17 protein-coding genes and 4 tRNA genes are annotated in these 17,767 nt (G+C 39.7%); 13 read left to right on the top strand and 8 right to left on the bottom strand.

The window, feature by feature from the left end; genetic code table 11:
- Positions 1-143 precede the first annotated feature (143 nt).
- The gene (gene mtnK / locus QL998_RS18520; RefSeq protein WP_290193253.1) at positions 144-1,361 is read right to left on the bottom strand and encodes an S-methyl-5-thioribose kinase; all 1,218 of its coding nucleotides are present in this window, start codon (positions 1,359-1,361) and stop codon (positions 144-146) included.
- A gap of 129 nt (positions 1,362-1,490) precedes the next feature.
- Here mtnK and mtnA point away from each other — a divergent pair, with 129 nt between their 5' ends.
- On the top strand, positions 1,491-2,516 hold the full coding sequence (gene mtnA, locus QL998_RS18525) for an S-methyl-5-thioribose-1-phosphate isomerase (RefSeq protein ID WP_182197721.1): 1,026 nt from the start codon (positions 1,491-1,493) through the stop codon (positions 2,514-2,516).
- Between the two features lie 63 nt (positions 2,517-2,579).
- On the opposite strand, the gene QL998_RS18530 is transcribed toward mtnA, so the two are convergent.
- Genes QL998_RS18530 through QL998_RS18540 form a run of 3 tightly spaced genes read right to left on the bottom strand, consistent with a single transcriptional unit; the run spans position 2,580 to position 4,431 of the window.
- Positions 2,580-3,122 (bottom strand): acireductone dioxygenase, encoded by a 543-nt coding sequence (locus QL998_RS18530; protein ID WP_182197722.1) that lies wholly within the window; start codon positions 3,120-3,122, stop codon positions 2,580-2,582.
- On the bottom strand, positions 3,119-3,805 hold the full coding sequence (gene mtnC / locus QL998_RS18535; protein WP_024606302.1) for an acireductone synthase: 687 nt from the start codon (positions 3,803-3,805) through the stop codon (positions 3,119-3,121). The genes QL998_RS18530 and mtnC overlap by 4 nt, the downstream gene beginning before the upstream one ends.
- The gene (locus tag QL998_RS18540) at positions 3,802-4,431 is read right to left on the bottom strand and encodes a methylthioribulose 1-phosphate dehydratase (protein ID WP_024606303.1); all 630 of its coding nucleotides are present in this window, start codon (positions 4,429-4,431) and stop codon (positions 3,802-3,804) included. Before QL998_RS18540 ends, mtnC begins: the two co-directional genes overlap by 4 nt.
- A gap of 108 nt (positions 4,432-4,539) precedes the next feature.
- Between QL998_RS18540 and QL998_RS18545 the strand changes: the two genes are divergently transcribed.
- From QL998_RS18545 to QL998_RS18555, 3 genes are all read left to right on the top strand, one after another.
- On the top strand, positions 4,540-5,682 hold the full coding sequence (locus tag QL998_RS18545) for a methionine aminotransferase (RefSeq protein WP_182197723.1): 1,143 nt from the start codon (positions 4,540-4,542) through the stop codon (positions 5,680-5,682).
- On the top strand, positions 5,670-6,443 hold the full coding sequence (locus tag QL998_RS18550) for an amidohydrolase (protein ID WP_024606305.1): 774 nt from the start codon (positions 5,670-5,672) through the stop codon (positions 6,441-6,443). The genes QL998_RS18545 and QL998_RS18550 overlap by 13 nt, the downstream gene beginning before the upstream one ends.
- Positions 6,444-6,518: 75 nt before the next feature.
- Positions 6,519-7,934, top strand: coding sequence for a mannose-1-phosphate guanylyltransferase/mannose-6-phosphate isomerase (locus QL998_RS18555; RefSeq protein WP_010555460.1), 1,416 nt, complete (start codon positions 6,519-6,521; stop codon positions 7,932-7,934).
- A gap of 29 nt (positions 7,935-7,963) precedes the next feature.
- Here QL998_RS18555 and QL998_RS18560 read toward each other — a convergent pair whose 3' ends face one another.
- The 3 genes from QL998_RS18560 to QL998_RS18570 all read right to left on the bottom strand — a co-directional run bounded on the left by QL998_RS18560 (position 7,964) and on the right by QL998_RS18570 (position 11,535).
- Positions 7,964-10,120: a response regulator gene (locus tag QL998_RS18560; protein ID WP_290193254.1), complete on the bottom strand. Its 2,157-nt coding sequence runs from the start codon at positions 10,118-10,120 to the stop codon at positions 7,964-7,966.
- Between the two features lie 167 nt (positions 10,121-10,287).
- On the bottom strand, positions 10,288-10,944 hold the full coding sequence (locus QL998_RS18565) for a response regulator transcription factor (protein WP_182197728.1): 657 nt from the start codon (positions 10,942-10,944) through the stop codon (positions 10,288-10,290).
- 222 nt (positions 10,945-11,166) lie between these two features.
- On the bottom strand, positions 11,167-11,535 hold the full coding sequence (locus QL998_RS18570) for a histidine triad nucleotide-binding protein (protein ID WP_010555457.1): 369 nt from the start codon (positions 11,533-11,535) through the stop codon (positions 11,167-11,169).
- Positions 11,536-11,627: 92 nt separating this feature from the next.
- Here QL998_RS18570 and QL998_RS18575 point away from each other — a divergent pair, with 92 nt between their 5' ends.
- The gene (locus QL998_RS18575) at positions 11,628-12,227 is read left to right on the top strand and encodes a DUF2057 domain-containing protein (RefSeq protein WP_290193255.1); all 600 of its coding nucleotides are present in this window, start codon (positions 11,628-11,630) and stop codon (positions 12,225-12,227) included.
- A 59-nt stretch (positions 12,228-12,286) separates the two neighbouring features.
- On the opposite strand, the gene QL998_RS18580 is transcribed toward QL998_RS18575, so the two are convergent.
- Positions 12,287-14,128, bottom strand: a complete 1,842-nt coding sequence (locus QL998_RS18580) for a M1 family metallopeptidase (RefSeq protein ID WP_290193256.1) — start codon at positions 14,126-14,128, stop codon at positions 12,287-12,289.
- A gap of 143 nt (positions 14,129-14,271) precedes the next feature.
- Here QL998_RS18580 and murB point away from each other — a divergent pair, with 143 nt between their 5' ends.
- From murB to QL998_RS18620, 8 genes are all read left to right on the top strand, one after another.
- Entirely contained in the window at positions 14,272-15,282 is a 1,011-nt protein-coding gene (murB, locus tag QL998_RS18585; protein WP_024599731.1) for a UDP-N-acetylmuramate dehydrogenase, read from the top strand.
- Complete coding sequence (gene birA, locus QL998_RS18590; RefSeq protein WP_024597284.1) at positions 15,279-16,271, top strand: bifunctional biotin--[acetyl-CoA-carboxylase] ligase/biotin operon repressor BirA; 993 nt, start codon at positions 15,279-15,281, stop codon at positions 16,269-16,271. Before murB ends, birA begins: the two co-directional genes overlap by 4 nt.
- Positions 16,268-16,978, top strand: coding sequence for a type III pantothenate kinase (locus QL998_RS18595; protein ID WP_182197737.1), 711 nt, complete (start codon positions 16,268-16,270; stop codon positions 16,976-16,978). Before birA ends, QL998_RS18595 begins: the two co-directional genes overlap by 4 nt.
- A gap of 126 nt (positions 16,979-17,104) precedes the next feature.
- Positions 17,105-17,180 (top strand) — tRNA-Thr (locus QL998_RS18600).
- Positions 17,181-17,220: 40 nt separating this feature from the next.
- Positions 17,221-17,305 (top strand) — tRNA-Tyr (locus QL998_RS18605).
- A 44-nt stretch (positions 17,306-17,349) separates the two neighbouring features.
- A tRNA-Gly gene (locus QL998_RS18610) sits at positions 17,350-17,424 on the top strand.
- An 11-nt stretch (positions 17,425-17,435) separates the two neighbouring features.
- Positions 17,436-17,511: transfer RNA gene (locus tag QL998_RS18615), tRNA-Thr, on the top strand.
- 129 nt (positions 17,512-17,640) lie between these two features.
- A partial coding sequence (locus QL998_RS18620) for a GTP-binding protein (protein ID WP_033023824.1) occupies positions 17,641-17,767 on the top strand: 127 nt, incomplete at its 3' end.

Raw genomic sequence — 17,767 nt, forward strand, 5'->3', positions numbered from 1 at the left:
CCAATGAGTATGTTCGTTAATCATAATGTGCCCTCAAACAAGATTTGAAGATCTGATCATGACATTGAGATTTAGTTCAAAAAAATCCCCGCTAATTTCTTAGCAGGGATTTGTGTATAAGAGACAGCTAATAGCGCCTTTTTTTAGTTTAATTGGCTTATTAATAAACTAAAAAATGCTTCTTTGTTGTTGCATGTTTGGGCATTCAAAATAAGTTGCTCGCCTAGTGCTAATGTTTGTTTTTGCACTATAAGACGCACCTTATCATCACCAATACTATCTATATCGGTTACATGTGCGAGCCCTATGGTGCGCCTAATTAACTCAGCACCACAGTAACCAATGGCGTCTTGTAGCACCCCTTTTATAAAGTATTCACCGTAGCCTGTAACTTTTAGCGAATTATCAGTAGTGTGCTCATTTATAAGCGAAAGCCAATGCTGTTCAAATAATGTATAGCATTCAACAAGGGTGCTTAATAAGTGGGTTTGGTAATTACGACGAGCCATAAAATCTTCAATATGCCCGTATTGTGCGCAGTAATTTAAAAGTAAATTGCCAATAAAAGAGCCAATATCGAACCCAGCAGGACCAAAAAAACCAAACTCAGGATCGATCATCTTTGTATTATTACAATCAACAAAAATACTGCCGCTATGCATATCACCATGAAGTAATGTTTGCGGGTTAGATAAAAAATTAGCTTTTAGTTTTGCTATTTCTAATTTTAATGCGCTGTTTTTGTGTATTGCATCAACTTCGCTTTGTAGTTGCTTTGGGTAGTTATTGCGTTTGTGCTCAATGTACGGATCGCTAAAAAATAAGTCTTCAGTGATTTGGCAAAGTTCAGAGTTAGTAAATTGGCTAACGAGCGCTTTTTTAGTTTGTGCGGTTAAATAAAAATCTGAATTATAAAAACCAGTATGGCTTAAGTAGGTAGCTACATGCTGCGCTAATTTAGGAAATTGCTCAGCATTATTTTGTGCAGTTCGCAGTATTTGTAAATTACCTAAATCTTCTAAAATAGTCAGTGCTTGCATTTCACTATAATGTAAAACCCTAGCAGTATAAGTTGGGCAAATAGCGCCATGATTAAGCAAAACTTGTGCTTCTATACGAGCTCTATCAAGCGTTAATGGCCACGACTCACCCACGCAACGCGCGTAAGGCAGAGCTTGCTTTAAAATAACACTATTGTTTTGCTCATCAGTAATTCTAAATACTAAATTAAGATTGCCATCACCAAACTCATATGCCGATAAGGCTTGTCCGGGAGCAAAAAAATTACATTGTTTAGATTCAATTAATGTCGATGCATAATCGATAGCGCGCTGTGTATTAAAAGCAACATAGTTAGTCATGGTTTAAATCTCAAAAATTAGCTTTTAAGCATTCTATACCTTTAAATGTTTAGATGTCTACAAGTCCGACTTGAGAGTTATTCAAAGTGGTGTAAAATAACGTTACGCATTTTTAATACCTTAAGCATTATGCAAAATTTAATCGCAAGCAGTTTAAAATATGAAAACGGGTCGCTTAGTGTGCTCGACCAATATTTACTACCTCACCAGCAGGTATGGCATCAATGCCATGATGTAGAAACCATGAAAGAGCTGATCATTAATTTAAAAGTACGTGGAGCTCCACTTATTGGTTTAAGCGCGAGCTTGTTAGTGGCGTATTTAGCTGAGCAAGGGGTAGTTAAAGGTGAGCTTGAAAAAGCAATCAATGAGCTAGAAGCCACTCGCCCAACGGCGGTTAATTTAATGCATTGTATGGCTGCATTGCGTAAAGCTTTAACGCAAAGCGATTATGTTGCCGGTATTGTTACGACAGCTGAGCGGTTGTTTATTGAAGATATTGAGCTGTGTGAGCGAATGGCAAGCCGTGGCGCCGAACTTATAAATAGTGGCGACAACATATTAACCCATTGTAATACAGGGGCGCTTGCAACCGCTGGTATTGGTACTGCACTAGGTGTTATTTACAAAGCGCAGCAAAAATATGGCAACGTACATGTGTGGGTTGATGAAACACGACCATTATTACAAGGCGGTCGCTTAACTGCCTTTGAGCTTGAGCGCTGGCAAGTACCTTACACACTAATTTGCGATAATATGGCGGCAAGTTTAATAGCTGCAGGTAAGGTGGATAAAATAGTGGTAGGGGCTGATCGTATTGCTGCCAATGGTGATTTTGCTAATAAAGTGGGCACTTATAATTTAGCCGTACTTGCATATTTTCATAACATTCCATTTTATGTGGTCGCGCCTATTACCACGCTTGATACCAACACCGCGTGTGGTGATGATATAGAAATAGAGCAACGTAATCCTCAAGAAGTGCGCGGAGTTAGCGGTAGCTTTGGCGAGGCTTTATGGGCGCCCACTAATGCTAATGTATATAACCCAGCATTTGATATAACGCCGGCAAAACTGGTTACAGGATGGGTGTTAGACACTGGTGTGTACAACCAAAATCAGGTTGAAAATGGCGAACTTTTAAAGCTTAAGTAACTTCGCGATATTTTTGGTCCACGTTATGTTTATTAGTGTGGACCAAGGTTTTGAATGACTAACTTACGATAATAGCGGAAATTGCTCTGCAATAGACGAGTCAGTACTTTTTGCTACCCAGCCCTCTGTATTGTTAAATAAGCGAATGGCAGTAAACTCAGGAGCGCTTCCCATATCAAACCAATGCGGGGTAAGTTCAGGCACTGAAATTAAATCGCCTTGTTGGCAAAGTACCTGGTAAACCTTATTGCCTAAATGCAGGCAAAATAGCCCTTGGCCTTTTACAAAAAAACGCACTTCGTCTTCACTATGAGTATGTTCAAATAAAAACTTTTTGCGCAGCTCTGATGCGCCAAGATTACCTTTAGCTAGAGATATAACGTCTACTGTTTGATAGCCATTTTCGGTTTTTAACCGATCTATATCGTTTTTGTACGCACTAATAATTTGCTCATGGGTGGTGTGCTCATTAATATCTGCATTTGCTTGCCACTGTTCAAAGCGTACGTTTACTTTAGCTAGCTGCTTTGTAATATCATCAGCATTTGATGTGCTTACAAGTGCTTTGCTTGCATCGTTGTCAGCATATATTGTTAATTGACTCATACTAATTGCTCCAATTTAAATTGGCTAAAGTCATTAATATAAGGGTGTGCTTTAGTGCTTGCTTGCCCATCACGAATTAAATGTAGTGTTGTTAAGCCTGCAGCTTGCGCGGCATCAAGCTCGCCGGCTACATCACTTAAAAAGAGTATTTCTGCTGCTTTAAACGGTAACAGCTCCACAATGGTGTTATAGGCCATTTGCTCTTGTTTTGCGCCAACTTTGGTGTCAAAAAAGTCAGTAAACAAGCTGCGAATGTCACCATAATCACTGTATTTAAAAAGTAGCTGCTGCGCTTTTACTGACCCTGACGAGTACACATATAAAGCTATATCGTTGTTGTACTGAGCTTGTAAAAAATCAAATGCATCTGGGTATAAATGACCTTTAAAATCACCGTGTTCATACCCTGTTTGCCAAATTAAGCCTTGTAACTGCTTAAGTGGAGTGATTTTTTTATCTTCATCAATCCAGGTAAGTAAAGTGCTAATGACTTCTTCAATATCGGCGTTTGGCTTTTCGATAAGGGCTTTTACGGCACTAATTTGCTCAGCTACATCTGGCTTATTAGCATTGGCACGTACAAAGGTAGGTAACTGTTTTGCTGCGTAAGGAAACAACACCTCTTTAACAAACGAGATACGGGTTATTGTGCCTTCGATGTCGGTTAAAATGGCTTTAATCATTTAGTTACTCCCGCTTGAATACCTATTATTTTTAGGCGCTCTAGTTCGCAGCTAAATAAAAACTCTAAGGCTTCTAGGTGGCGACGAACTTCATCAATATTACGTCCTACTGCATATAAACCATGGCCGCGTATCAGTACGCCATGATCTATAGGCGTGTGTAAATGATGGTCACTAACCAGTAGGCTTAATCGGTCAATATCTTGATCGTTATCGAAAATAGGAATGCTCAGCGTTTCTAAATGCGAAGTAAAGCCGCTCAGTGCTTTTTGCATTTCATAGCCTGTTAAATCAAGCTGATGCCCTTGGGTAATTTGCGACAGTACGGTAGCGGCTACAGAGTGAGTATGCAAAACACACTGCGCATCAGGTATTAGCTGATACAAACTTAGGTGTAATTGTGTTTCTGCCGATGGTTTTACAGCTCCTGCTAGGCGCTCGCCTTGGTGATCTAATTGCAAAAAATGCGCTTGCGTCAGTGAGCCTTTATCGTGCCCACTTGCTGTAACAACAAAGCCAGTGCTAGTACGAGCTGAAAAGTTTCCGCCTGTTGCGGGTACCCAGCCTTTTTGGCTAACCCATTTTCCGGCTTCAATAAGTTGTGAAATAGCGGTATTGTTTTGCATACATTCCTCACTAATGAGCGTAAAGTTAATTGTTTTTAGACGGCTATACTTCTGTTTTAAGCAATGATAGCATCGCTTTAAGCGCAAAACCATCATTAAGGGCATCACGTGTTTGAAAGTAAATTACCAAATTTAGGCGTTAGTATATTTAGCCAAATGAGTGGGTTGGCTAATGAGTTTTCGGCAATTAATCTCTCTCAAGGCTTTCCTGAGTTTGATGCTCCTGATCTTTTAAAAACGCAGTTAAATTATTATGTGCAGCAGGGCGTTAATCAATATTCACCTTCAAGTGGTGTACCACGATTACAGCAACAAATTGCTGATTTAGCAAAGCGCAAATATGCAGCTGATATAAACGCAGCTGATCAAGTTACTGTTACCTCGGGTGCAACAGAGGCATTGTTTGTGGCTATTCAAACAATTGTACGCCCCAGTGATGAAGTGATCGTATTTGACCCTGCATATGACTCTTACCAACCGGCAATTGAACTCGCTGGCGGAAAGTCGGTACACATTGCTTTAAGTGCGCCAAACTACACCATTGATTGGCAAGTAGTAAGCCAAGCAATTACTAAAAATACCCGCGCAATTATTATAAATACACCTCATAACCCAAGCGGTAAAATATTACAGCCACAAGATATAAAAGCGCTTAAAGAGTTAGTTGGTACTCACAATTTATATGTAATAAGCGATGAGGTATATGAGCACATTACGTTTGATGAACAACCGCATTTAAGTGTATTACGCGATGATGAATTATTTACCAAAAGCTTTGTTGTATCGAGTTTTGGTAAAACGTTTCACAGCACGGGCTGGAAAATGGGGTACTGTATTGCACCTGCAGATTTAGCTATCGAATTTAGAAAAATTCATCAGTACGTTACGTTTTCAAGCTTTACCCCCGCACAACATGCGCTTGGCGATATGCTCGAGCAGCAAGGTGAGCATATAGATGAGCTAAGTGGGTTTTATCAGCAAAAACGCGACTTATTAGCGAGCCATTTAAGTAATAGTCGTTTTAAAATTTTACCTAGCCAAGGCACTTACTTTTTATTATTAGATTACAGTGATGTATCGGATTTAAACGATGTTGAATTTTGCCATTGGTTAGTTGAGCAAGCCGGTGTTGCGGCTATTCCGTTAAGTGTTTTTTATCAAAATCCACCAACCGACAAAGTAATTCGTTTATGCTTTGCTAAAAACGACAACACTCTCATAGAGGCTGCGCAAATATTATGTCAACTTTAACCATTACAGCATTGCAAAGCTCGCTTTATTGGCTTGATAAAGATGCTAATTTAGCCATGTTTAATAAGCAGCTTGAAGCAATTACGCATCAGCCCGATCTTATTTTACTGCCCGAAACATTCTCGACTGGCTTTGCTATCAATTTAGATTGTGCAGAGCCTGAAAACGGTAAAGTACTGACGTGGTTAAAGGCGCAGGCTCATAAACATAATGCGGTTATTGCGGGTTCGGTACTTGTTGCACAAGGCGATAAAAAAGCGAATCGGTTTTATTGGGTAAAACCCGATGGTGAGGTGAGTTATTACGATAAGCGCCATTTATTTCGCTTAGGCAGCGAGGGCGATTACGTTGTAGCAGGGCAAGCGCGCAAAGTTTTTGAAATCAATGGTTTTAAACTATTACCGCAAGTATGCTATGACCTGCGCTTTCCGGTATTTCAACGTAATAATAACGACTACGATGTAATGATAAACGTAGCAAATTGGCCTGCTGTACGCCGCCATATTTGGGATACGTTACTTATGGCGCGTGCAATGGAAAACCTCTGTTACGTAGTAGGTGTTAATCGCGTGGGGGAAGACGGTAATGGTGTGGCGCACAATGGCGGTACAGCGGTATACGACTTCAAAGGCGATGCATTAACTAAAGCGCAAGATGACGCAGAGCAACTAGTTACTATAACACTTGAAAAAGCGCCACTGGATGAGTTTAAAGCAGCGTTTCCTGCCTATTTAGATGCAGACTCTTTTACATTAATATAAACACGTTAATTTAGCGCAGAGCCAATAAAGTGTTAAAATAATCGCTGATATTTTTGTTGGCGGCTAATGTACATTATGAACACTTTAATCACTCCTGTAATTTTAGCAGGTGGCATAGGCTCTCGCTTGTGGCCGCTTTCTCGCCAAGCAATGCCTAAACAATTTTTATCACTACTAAATGAAAACACGTCATTGCTACAAAGTACGTTGGCGCGTGTTTCTAATGAGTTGTTTGATAATGCTATTTTAGTGTGTAACGAACAGCACCGATTTATTGCCGCCGAGCAAGCTGCAAGCTCAACTCCTAGTGCATTATTGCTCGAACCCAAAGGTAAAAATACCGCGCCTGCCATCGCATTAGCCGCCCACTATGCACTGCAAAATGGGATTACCGGTCCGCTATTAGTGATGCCTGCCGATCATCATATTAAAAACTTTGATGTATTAACAGCTAAGCTCCCTGAAGCTGTAAAACTTGCTGAGCAAGGAAAGCTAGTTACATTTTCTATTACTCCTACAGAGCCGCATACTGGTTATGGTTATATAAAACAAGGCGCGGCTATTGCTGGAACGGGTTGTTACGATGTTGCTCAATTTAAAGAAAAGCCTGACTTAGAAACAGCGAACCGTTATTTAGCTCAAGGTGGTTATAGCTGGAATAGCGGCATGTTTTTATTTACCCCCGCAGCCTATTTAAAAGAGCTCGAGCGGTTTGCGCCAAAAATAGCAACGAGCGTCGCTGCAGCAGCACAATTTACCAAAGATTTAGGGTTTACCCGCCCAAGCAACAGTGCGCTTGAGCACTGCCCAAGCGATTCAATTGATTACGCCATTTTAGAGCGCAGTAATAACGTAGTTGTTATGCCTGTTGATTTAAAATGGAGTGATGTAGGTAGTTTTTCATCCCTTGATGCGCTTACAAAAAAAGATAAAAACGGTAATAGTTTAAACGCTAATTATATGGCTCAAAAAAGTACTAATAACTTAGTTATTAACGAGGCTGAACACACTATTGCCACGCTTGGAGTAAGCAATTTAGCAATTATTCATACTCATGATGCCACGTTAATTGCAAACCAAAATGAGCTAGATTCTTTGCCTTTGTTGCTTAAGCAAATTGCTACAACACAGGCTGATAAACTTAATCATCATCAAGTGGTTTTTCGCCCATGGGGGAATTACCGTACTTTGGTTGAAGGCATTGGCTTTAAAGTTAAGAAAATTACTGTTAACAGCGGTGCTAAGCTTTCGACGCAGCGCCATCAGCATCGCGCTGAACATTGGGTTGTGGTTTCGGGTATTGCAAATGTATGTATTAATGAGCAAGCGTATACGCTAACGCACGACCAATCGTGTTATATCGCCGCAAAGCAAATTCATAGCTTGGCTAATAATCAAAAAGAGCCGTTAATAGTTATTGAAGTGCAAACCGGTGCTGTACTTGATGAAAGCGATATAGAGCGATTTGATGATAAATATGGAAGAGGCTAATAATTAGCTATTTTAAAGCTAATTCACTATTACTCTAACTGCCCACGCACAAACTTTAAATATTGCTCTAAGCTGCGTTGCCACAGATCTAGCGCTTCATCAAGCATGTCGTTATGTGGCTTTTTATCGAGTAAACGGCGCTCTATTTTTTTAAGCTCAATACCATAGCGATTAAAACCAAGTTGCAGAGCGGTACTTGCTTGGCGATGTAAAAGCTTAATGCATTGCTCTGGTTGTTGATCAATAAGCTTTTGACAGCGAATTAGCTTGTTACGCGCCGAAAGCACAAACTCATTATAAATCGACGATACTTCATCTTCACTAAACGAGCTGGTGAGTGTTTCGGCCGCTGTTTTGTCATACAAGGTATCAATAAGCTCTACTGCAATGCTCGCAGTTTGATTAGATTGAGAGTCGCTAAGTGCTTGTCGAAGTTTTTCGTGCTTTATAGGTTTGCCTACAATGTCTTTTATACCTAGTTCTAAGTACTCCTTCACTTCGTCAGGGCTAAGGCTTGCAGTAAAAGCGAGCACTGGGGTTCGTTGATTTTTATGATCAATGCGTTTTAGACGTTTAAGTACTTCTTGACCTGTTAAGTCAGGTAGGTTCATATCAAGTAAAACAACATCAAAGTGATGAGCTTGCATTAGTTCTATCGCGCTTTTACCGTCTTTTGCGAGCTTAATTTTGTGCTCATCGTCGGCCATAAATTCTATAGCAATTTTTTGATTTAAATCTAAATCTTCAACCAGTAATACATCAAGACCTGTTAAGTAATCTTTAGTTTGATGGCGCTGCTCTACAAGGCTTAATTCACCTAAAGTAAAAGTAACGGTAAAGCTAAATACACTACCAGTACCAAGCTGGCTGGTTATTTCGAGTCGGCTACTGAGCTTTTCAAGCAGGCGACTGGTAATAGCTAAACCAAGGCCGGTTCCGCCTTTCTCTTTGCCTGCACTACTTTGTACATAAGGTTCTGTTAAGTAGGCTATCTCGTCATTTTCTATACCTGGCCCTGAATCTTTGACACTAATTTTTATAGTGTGCTCAAGTTGCTTTTCTAATACTAAATCAACCTGAATTTTAACGGTTCCGTGGTCTGTAAACTTAATGGCATTACCCACTAAATTAATAATTATTTGCCTAAGTTTTTGCTGGTCGCAGTAATAACATGCTTGCTCAGGAATATTACATATTAGTTCAAACTTGAGTTGCTTTTGCTCGGCGAGAGGACTGAGTAATAAGCATAAATTATTAAGCCATGTTTTAAACTCTACATCTTCTTCGTAAAGCGCTTCGTCACTTTGATCTAGGCTCGCGTAATCAAGGACCTTATCTACCAATAAGTTAAGTGATTCGGCAGAATTTATAATCGCTTCGCAATAGGCTTTATTGCGGGTATCACTTGTTTGGTTCATAACAAGTTGGGCGCTGCCTAAAATACCGTTTAGCGGGGTGCGAATTTCGTGGCTTATAGTTGATAAAAAGAGCCCGCGTATTTCTAAATCTTTTTGTGCTTTATCGGCTAATTTATTGAGGTGCTGCTCTCTGCGCTCATTACATAATAACGCCATACCTGCAGCATAAAACATGGGTGCAATTACGCCATTTAAAAATAATAATGAGCTAAACCAGCCGTTTACTAAAAGGTTTTTTTGTTCAATGTTATCCATAAATAACGAGCGGCCAATAAAGCTTAAAGCAACAAGCGTTAAAATGGTTATGTATACAATACTGCCATTAGGATAGGGTTTGCGTGCACACTTAATAAATATAAACAGTAAAAAACCAGCTTCTGCTATGTGTTGTATATCGGATGCAATCACTCTTTCGTGTAGAGATGGGTCAAAAAAGGTGTAATAGCCAAGCATTACAGTGCAAAAAGCGGTCACTGAGCAGAGTAATTTAAAACCAATACCGCGATAATTTAAAAACTGACTAAGTGAAAGGCTGTGCACTATTGATGCGGCAAACATCATGTTACTGGCAGCGCTGATAATTACTAAATTATGTGTATCACCAACAAGAGTAAAGCCAATAACAGAGCCTAATAGCAATATGGGATAGAAAATATAAAGCAATGTGCCTGGAATTTTTTTGTTTGTTCGCCACGTCAAAAAGTTAAGTAGAGTCATTACAACCATGATGGCGATGCTGGCAAAATAAAGAGTGAAAGAGTCGAGCATTAATATTCCAGCAAAGTAGTTTTAAACTAAGATTATCAAAAGTATATATTTATACCAATCCTTAAAGTGATTAACTTAATAAGCGAATTGGTATTAAATAAATATGCAACACATACAAAAACAGACACTTAAGTGTCTGTTTTTTAATATTTAGTCGAAATACGTATTTAGCGAATTTCGTCAGGAATATTTTGCTGTGCCCACGATAGAAGCTCAATACGGTTACGGCATTTAGTTTTTCTAAATGCGCTGTATAAATGTGTTTTAACAGTGTGTGGACTGATACTTAAATCTTCTGCGATCTCTTTATTCTTCGAACCTTTACTCATTAGTGAGATTATTGCTTTTTCTCGCTTAGTAAGTTTAACCGGCTCTATATCACCTTCAGTAAGTTTGTGCAGTGCGTCTTTGTTAAACTGCAACATACGATTTAATGCATTACACATTATATCGCGACGATACCAAAGTTGATCTTCCATTAGTAGGCGTATACCTTTCATTAATACATCCGCGTTATCGGTTGTATAAAATACGCCGCGAATACCGCTTAAAAGCGCGCGATTAGCAAGCTCTGGGTTTTCGTCTAGATTAAATAATATGATATCGCATTTAATACGCAGGTTTACTAGTTGTTCTTTTAGTTTACCCCATGCATCTTTACTTGATGTTTCAATAAACAAAAGTCGAGTCCCTTCAGGTATATCTAAAATGTTCGTACCTGTGGTTACGTCAAGGCCTTGCGTTTTTAACAAAGGTTCTAAAACGTTTATGCCAATAGTGTTAATTGGCTCTTTATCTAATAACAAAAAGGCTGAACTGCTCATGTTTTTTATACTCTTTTATAAAGCTGGCTGGTTGAGTTTATCACGACTTCCACACCTTTAGTATTAGAAAGTCGATAGTGTACTCAATAACAAATACGATTTTACAATTATTTAAACATAAAATGTTGCAAATAAGTAACTATTTCTCACTTTATGCTCATGAAAAACCATAATATTTGTAACTAATTACTTGAGCAGAATAAAGTAACAAAAAAATCTTAATTAATTTACTTTTTTTATGCTTTGATAAGGTGGCCATCCCATTTCTTTACCGCCAAGCATATGTAAATGTATGTGATAAACAGTTTGCCCTCCATGCTCGTTACAGTTCATAACTACGCGGTATCCGTCCTCAGCAAAATTATGTTGCTTAGCTAATTTAGCTGCAACTACGTATAAGTTACCTACTAAATGTGAGTTTTCAGGATTTATATCATTTATAGTAGCAATTGCTTTTTTTGGGATAATTAACACATGAAATGGCGCTTGTGGGTTTATATCTTTAAATGCGAGAGTGTTTTCATCTTCGTAAATAATATCTGCTGGAATTTCACGATTAATGATTTTGGTAAAAATAGTTTCTTGGCTCATAGTGTGTTCCTAATTAAGTGTTGTGAATTTTAAGCTCACTAATGACAAACTTTCAAAGCAGTGTCAAACTGAAATCAAATAAAGGAGTTAATATGCTTAAACCAATTTTAATAAGTAGTGCAGTTGCATTACTAGTTAGTTTTTCGGCTAATGCTGAGAATATTCACTTTCCAGAAGAATTTGTACCACTGCAAGTGGGCGATAAAATGCTAGAAAGCTCTTTGTTTAGTCGTATTGATGATGTAGAGCTTGCCCCCGGAACTTATCAGCTTAGGCTAAAGTACACCGATTTATATGAAGATGATTATGACACGCATGAAGTTATAGAGTCGGAACCATTTTGGGTAAGTGTAACTGTTGAAGCAGGTAAAGATTATACCTTAGTGTTTAATCGTGCTGAAAATGCAGTATCTGCAAAAGTGTTTGCAGAAGCCCCTCAAGTGAGTTTAAAAGCAAAAAGTAGCGCTGTTGCTAAGCCTTTAAGTGTTATTTCTAACACGCAACTAGCAAGCAATAAACCGGTAATGCAAAATACATTGCCTGCAGGACCTTCACGTCCTAGTCAGCCAATAAAGCCGATAGCACCAATTACAGGTAAAGGCATGCCAAGTGCGCCGCAAATGCTTGATTTTTGGTGGCAACAAGCCACAACTACAGAGCGTAAAGCTTTTTTAGAAAAAGTAACAAAGTAAAATAACAGAAAAACAAAAAGGGCCAAATTTGGCCCTTTTTAGTTTCTAGTTAACGCTATTTATTCAAATAATGCGTCAAGAGTACCTTGCGCAAGAGGGTGATACCCAGGGCGTGCTTTTAAGTACACGCTTTGTGCCCAGTCTTTTTTACCGTTAGTGATAAGTGATTTATATAACGGCACAATTAACTTACGACGGCCAATACCTGATAAGTGCTTATTAAGCGCAGGATAAATTGGTTGATAACCATTACCTACTGCTAGCATAAACCAAGCAAACGCACGTTCAGCGTTAGTTGATTGCGTTAGGTTAAATTCACTATCAAGCTCGCTCATTTTCTCTATGCTTAAATCGCGTGGTAAGTTATTTAAAAAGTGTAGCCACTCATGTACAGACCAATCAGCCGTTGGTAGTTGAGCTGCTGTTGTGTCGCCTTTCAACCATGCTGCTGTTGCAGTATCTACTTTATCAAATGCATCAGACGTAGGGTTTGGCGCATCACTTGGTAAGCCAGGCTCAAAAATCCATTCGTTTACTTTATCCATACTTACAACACCAGGGTACTTCTCAATTAAGTTAGCTTTTAAGTAAGTAACAAATTGCGCGGTAGTAAGTGATTTAAACGAAAACTCTTTAAAGTACGCTTTTACAAACGGGTCAAACTTATCGCGGCCATATTTGTTTTCTAGATAGATTAAAAATAACTGACCTTTAGTGTAAGGCACTGAGCTAAACGCATCGTCTGGGTCGCGGCCATTAAGCTTTAAATTAAGGCGTGTATCTGGTGCATCAATTGTTTTAATTTGTGCGCGTAAAGACGCTGAATCAAGTGCTTGTTCCATAACCGCACGGTCACGACCAAATACTTCTTCCATAATGCGGTTTTCAACGTACGAGGTAAAACCTTCGTTTAACCATAAATCTTCCCACGTTGCGTTAGTTACTAAGTTACCTGACCAAGAATGAGCAAGCTCATGGGCAATAAGGTTAACTAAGCTTTTATCACCAGCAACAACCGTTGGAGTTATAAACGATAAGCGTGGATTTTCCATGCCACCAAACGGAAAACTTGGCGGTAGCATTAATAAGTCGTAGCGACCCCATGCATATTCGCCGTACATAGCGTTTGTTTTGTCGATCATGGCTTGGGTGTCGTCAAATTCAGCAACTGAGGCATCTAAAATTGTAGGCTCAGCAAATATGCCAGTTTGGTGCGACATTGCTTTAAATTCTAAGTTACCTGCGCCAATAGCAATTAGGTAAGGTGAAATTGCTTGTGGCATATCAAAAATGTAGTCGCCATCTTTATAAAGCGCATCTTTGTTATCGGCACTCATTACAGCACGTATATCTTTTGGTGTATGAATTCGTGCAGAGTAAGTTACACGCATTGCGGGTGTATCTTGCACTGGGATCCAACTACGTGCATGAATTGCTTGCGATTGGCTGTACATAAATGGATGCGTTTTACTTGCCGTTTGCGTGGGTGTTAACCATTGCAGGCCTGAAGCTTCTGGACGACTGTTGTAGTAAATACGAACTACTTTAGCTTGGTTTTTAAACACAATAGTAAGCTTTGAGCCTTTAACGTCATCTCGCTTAGCTAAATCAAAAGTCGCCTTTTTCCAGTTACCACTTTGATCTTTGTACATTACTTTATCAATGTCTAAGTCGCGGGTATCAAGTACAAGCGTTCTACTTTTGCTGTTGTTCCACTGAAGAGTATGCTCAACAAAACCTTCTAACTGCTTGTCGGCAAAGTCGACATCTAAATCAAGGTTTAAGTGAGTAGTAACAACATCATCAAGGTTAGCATACGAGTTTTGGTCAATCGCATTAGCCATTGCTTGCGAACACATCCCCGCCATAGCGAGGCTTAAAAAAAGAGGTTTAATTTTCATCATTACTCTGAACACAAATAAAAAAGTGCTGGTTTTATATCACGATTGGCACGGTGGGTTGAGTGATTTTTACAATCTAGTGCCACATTTGCGACGATGAGGTAAACTATTGCGATTAGTTACCGGTATTTTTAGAGAGCTTTGTGGCGCATTCATTACACTCCTTACATACATTCGCATTAAACAGCCAATGCCAAAATTTTGTTGAAATTACTCAGCTTGAGCAACTTAAAACGCAAAGTTTTAGTACACCGTTTTGTTTGCTAGGCGAGGGCAGTAATACCGTATTTTTAAATGACTACATGGGTACGGTTATAAAAATAGCCTTAAAAGGGATTAAAATTACTGATCGTGAGAACGACACACTAATAACTATTGCCGCAGGCGAAAACTGGCATCAACTAGTCAGTTATTTATTAGAGAAAAATATACCCGGGCTTGAAAATTTAGCACTTATACCGGGCACAGTGGGTGCATCGCCGGTACAAAATATTGGTGCTTATGGCGTTGAGATAGCTAAATTTATTGAGTTGGTAGAATACTTTGATATAACCACTAAAACTATGCACTCACTAAATAACGAGCAATGTGAATTTGCTTACAGAGACTCAATATTTAAACATGCCCTTAAAAATAAAGCGGTGATCACGCAAGTGCATTTAGCGCTTCCAAAAAAGTGGCAACCAGTATTAAGTTATGGCCCCCTGCAGCAGCTCTCAAGCATTACCCCGCAAGCAGTATTCGATCAGGTTATAAAAACGCGCAATAGCAAATTACCTAACCCATATACACTTGCCAATGCGGGTAGCTTTTTTAAAAACCCAATAATTACTAACCAGCAGTTAGCTGAGCTATTAAAGCAGTTTGCAGATTTACCTCATTACGAATATGGGCAAAGCCATCACAAGGTCGCAGCAGGTTGGCTAATCGATAAAAGTGGTTTAAAAGGGCACCGCGAGGCCGGTGTAGAAGTGCATGAACAACAAGCGCTAGTGCTTGTTAATCACGGAAATAGTGAAGGTAGTGACCTAATAAAAATGATTAAACACATTCAGCAAGTGGTTTATATGCGCTACAACATTATGCTTGAGCACGAAGTACGTTTGATAGATTCGTGCAGCGAATGCCATATTAACGCGGAGCCTGAGCAATGAAAGCACCTGATGGAAACAAACTCGCTATTTTAAATGCACTCAACCAAGGAGGCTTTGTATCTGGGCAAGCCTTGGGTGAAAAGCTAGGAATTAGCCGAGCTGCGGTTAGTAAACATATTAAAACGTTACAAGAAATGGGCTTGGATATTTTTAAAGTGACTGGCAAAGGCTATTGTTTGAATAGTCAGGTGGGCCTTTTAAATAAAACGCAAATTGATCAACACTACAAAGCGCTAGGTGATAATACGGCCAATGTAGAAGTACACCCTATTATAGATTCGACCAACAGTGAGCTTATGCGCCGTATACAGGCTAAAACAGCGCTTGAGTCTGGGACTGTTATTGTTGCTGAAATGCAGCAAGCAGGGCGCGGCCGACGCGGCCGTGTTTGGCAATCCCCATTCGGCGCTAATTTGTATTACAGTTACTTTTGGCGTTTAGATGACGGGCTTCAAGCTGCAATGGGTGTATCAATTGCAGTAGGCCTTGCAGTTTATGATGCAATTAAAGCGTTATACCAAATTGACGTAGAGCTTAAATGGCCTAACGATATTTATATAAATAAGCAAAAGCTTGCAGGTGTATTAGTTGAACTCGACGGACAGCCGCAAGGTCCTTGTCAGCTTGTGATTGGTATAGGTATTAATTTACAAATGCCAGACAGCTTTAGCCAACATATAGACCAAGCGTGGACCGACTTAAATCAACATACTCAACAGCTAGATAAAAACCAGCTAGTGGCATCGCTTACTCATCATTTAGAGCAGCGTTTAGTGCAGTATCGTCAAACAGGTTTGCAAAATATGTATGAGCAATGGAATTCACTCAATGCATTTGCTGGTGATTATGTTGAGCTTAATACAGGGCACCGAAGCTGGCGTGGAATATGTGAAGGTATTGACCCACAAGGTGGAATACGAATTCGCCAAGATGGTGAAGTAAAAAGTTATTACGGTGGGGAAGTCTCCCTCAGAAAGGCGCAAGTATGAGATTACTGATCGACGTAGGAAATACATCACTAAAAGCTGTGCTGTGGGGTAACGAGCAAGCACAACCAGCAGATATAAATAACCTACCTTGGTTGCAAATAACCGAAGTGATTTATGCGTGCGTAGGGCGCAGTGATTTATTAAACGATATTCTAATGCAAGCGGCTAGCAATAATATTACTTGCTTTGAAGCCAAAGTAACCAAAACGCTTGGAGATCTTGTATGCGCTTACGAGCACGTAGGTAACTTAGGTATCGATAGGTGGCTTGCGCTTATTGCAGGCTTTACATTATACCCACATAAAGCATGCATTGTTATTGATGCAGGTACTGCCACCACAATTGACGTGCTTGATAGTGAAGGCCTACATTTGGGTGGCTGGATTTTACCTGGGCTTGATTTAATGACCTCATCGCTTACACAAAACACCCAACGTGTTTTTGATGACGGTAAAACACCATTTACTAATGAATTGGGTAAAAACACGCCAAACGGTTTAAAAAATGGTGCTTTAGTGGCAACCATCGGTGCAATTGAGCAAGCTAAGCTGAATTTAACGGCTCAAAAAACAGAACAAGCACCACAAATTATTTTTGCTGGTGGCTATGGCTCGCTATTGCAACAGCAATTTGCAGGAAGTATTTTTGATTCATTGTTAGTAATGAAGGGCTTAAATTATTGGTATGAATTAACCGAAACAGTATAAAAAAGTGCAAAAAACGTGTTTTCGCGTGAATATTGAGCATTTAAACTAAAAATTTACACTTTTTTTAATTTTATTGTTGCATCCCAATAAACCTTACTCTAATATCTCGCCCCGTACTAAAGCAGTGCCGACTTAGCTCAGCTGGTAGAGCAACTGACTTGTAATCAGTAGGTCAACCGTTCGACTCGGTTAGTCGGCACCACTTTCCTTTTACCGGAAGTGAATTAGTAGAGAATTATCGTGGAGGGGTTCCCGAGCGGCCAAAGGGATCAGACTGTAAATCTGACGGCTCAGCCTTCGCTGGTTCGAATCCAGCTCCCTCCACCACTTTATTCTTGACGGTTAGAGGTAGTTTAAGAACAGATTTTTATGCGGGCATCGTATAATGGCTATTACCTCAGCCTTCCAAGCTGATGATGCGGGTTCGATTCCCGCTGCCCGCTCCAGTTCTTGTGTTGCTGATATAGCTCAGTTGGTAGAGCGCACCCTTGGTAAGGGTGAGGTCGGCAGTTCGACTCTGCCTATCAGCACCAGTCCTAAGAATCTCCTTGATTACTTCCTTTATCTGTCAGAAAATACTATTTGAAAAAGATTAACTTAATCTACCTTTGGTGGATTATTTTCATATGTAATTTAGATACACAAAACTGATAGGTTCCGTCATGGCAAAAGAAAAGTTTGAACGCGTAAAACCGCACGTAAACGTTGGTACAATCGGCCACGTTGACCACGGTAAAACTACACTAACTGCAGCAATCACTAACGTACTTGCAAAAGTATACGGCGGTG

It is taken from the genome of Pseudoalteromonas sp. APC 3691, assembly GCF_030408135.1.
Lineage (GTDB): Bacteria > Pseudomonadota > Gammaproteobacteria > Enterobacterales > Alteromonadaceae > Pseudoalteromonas.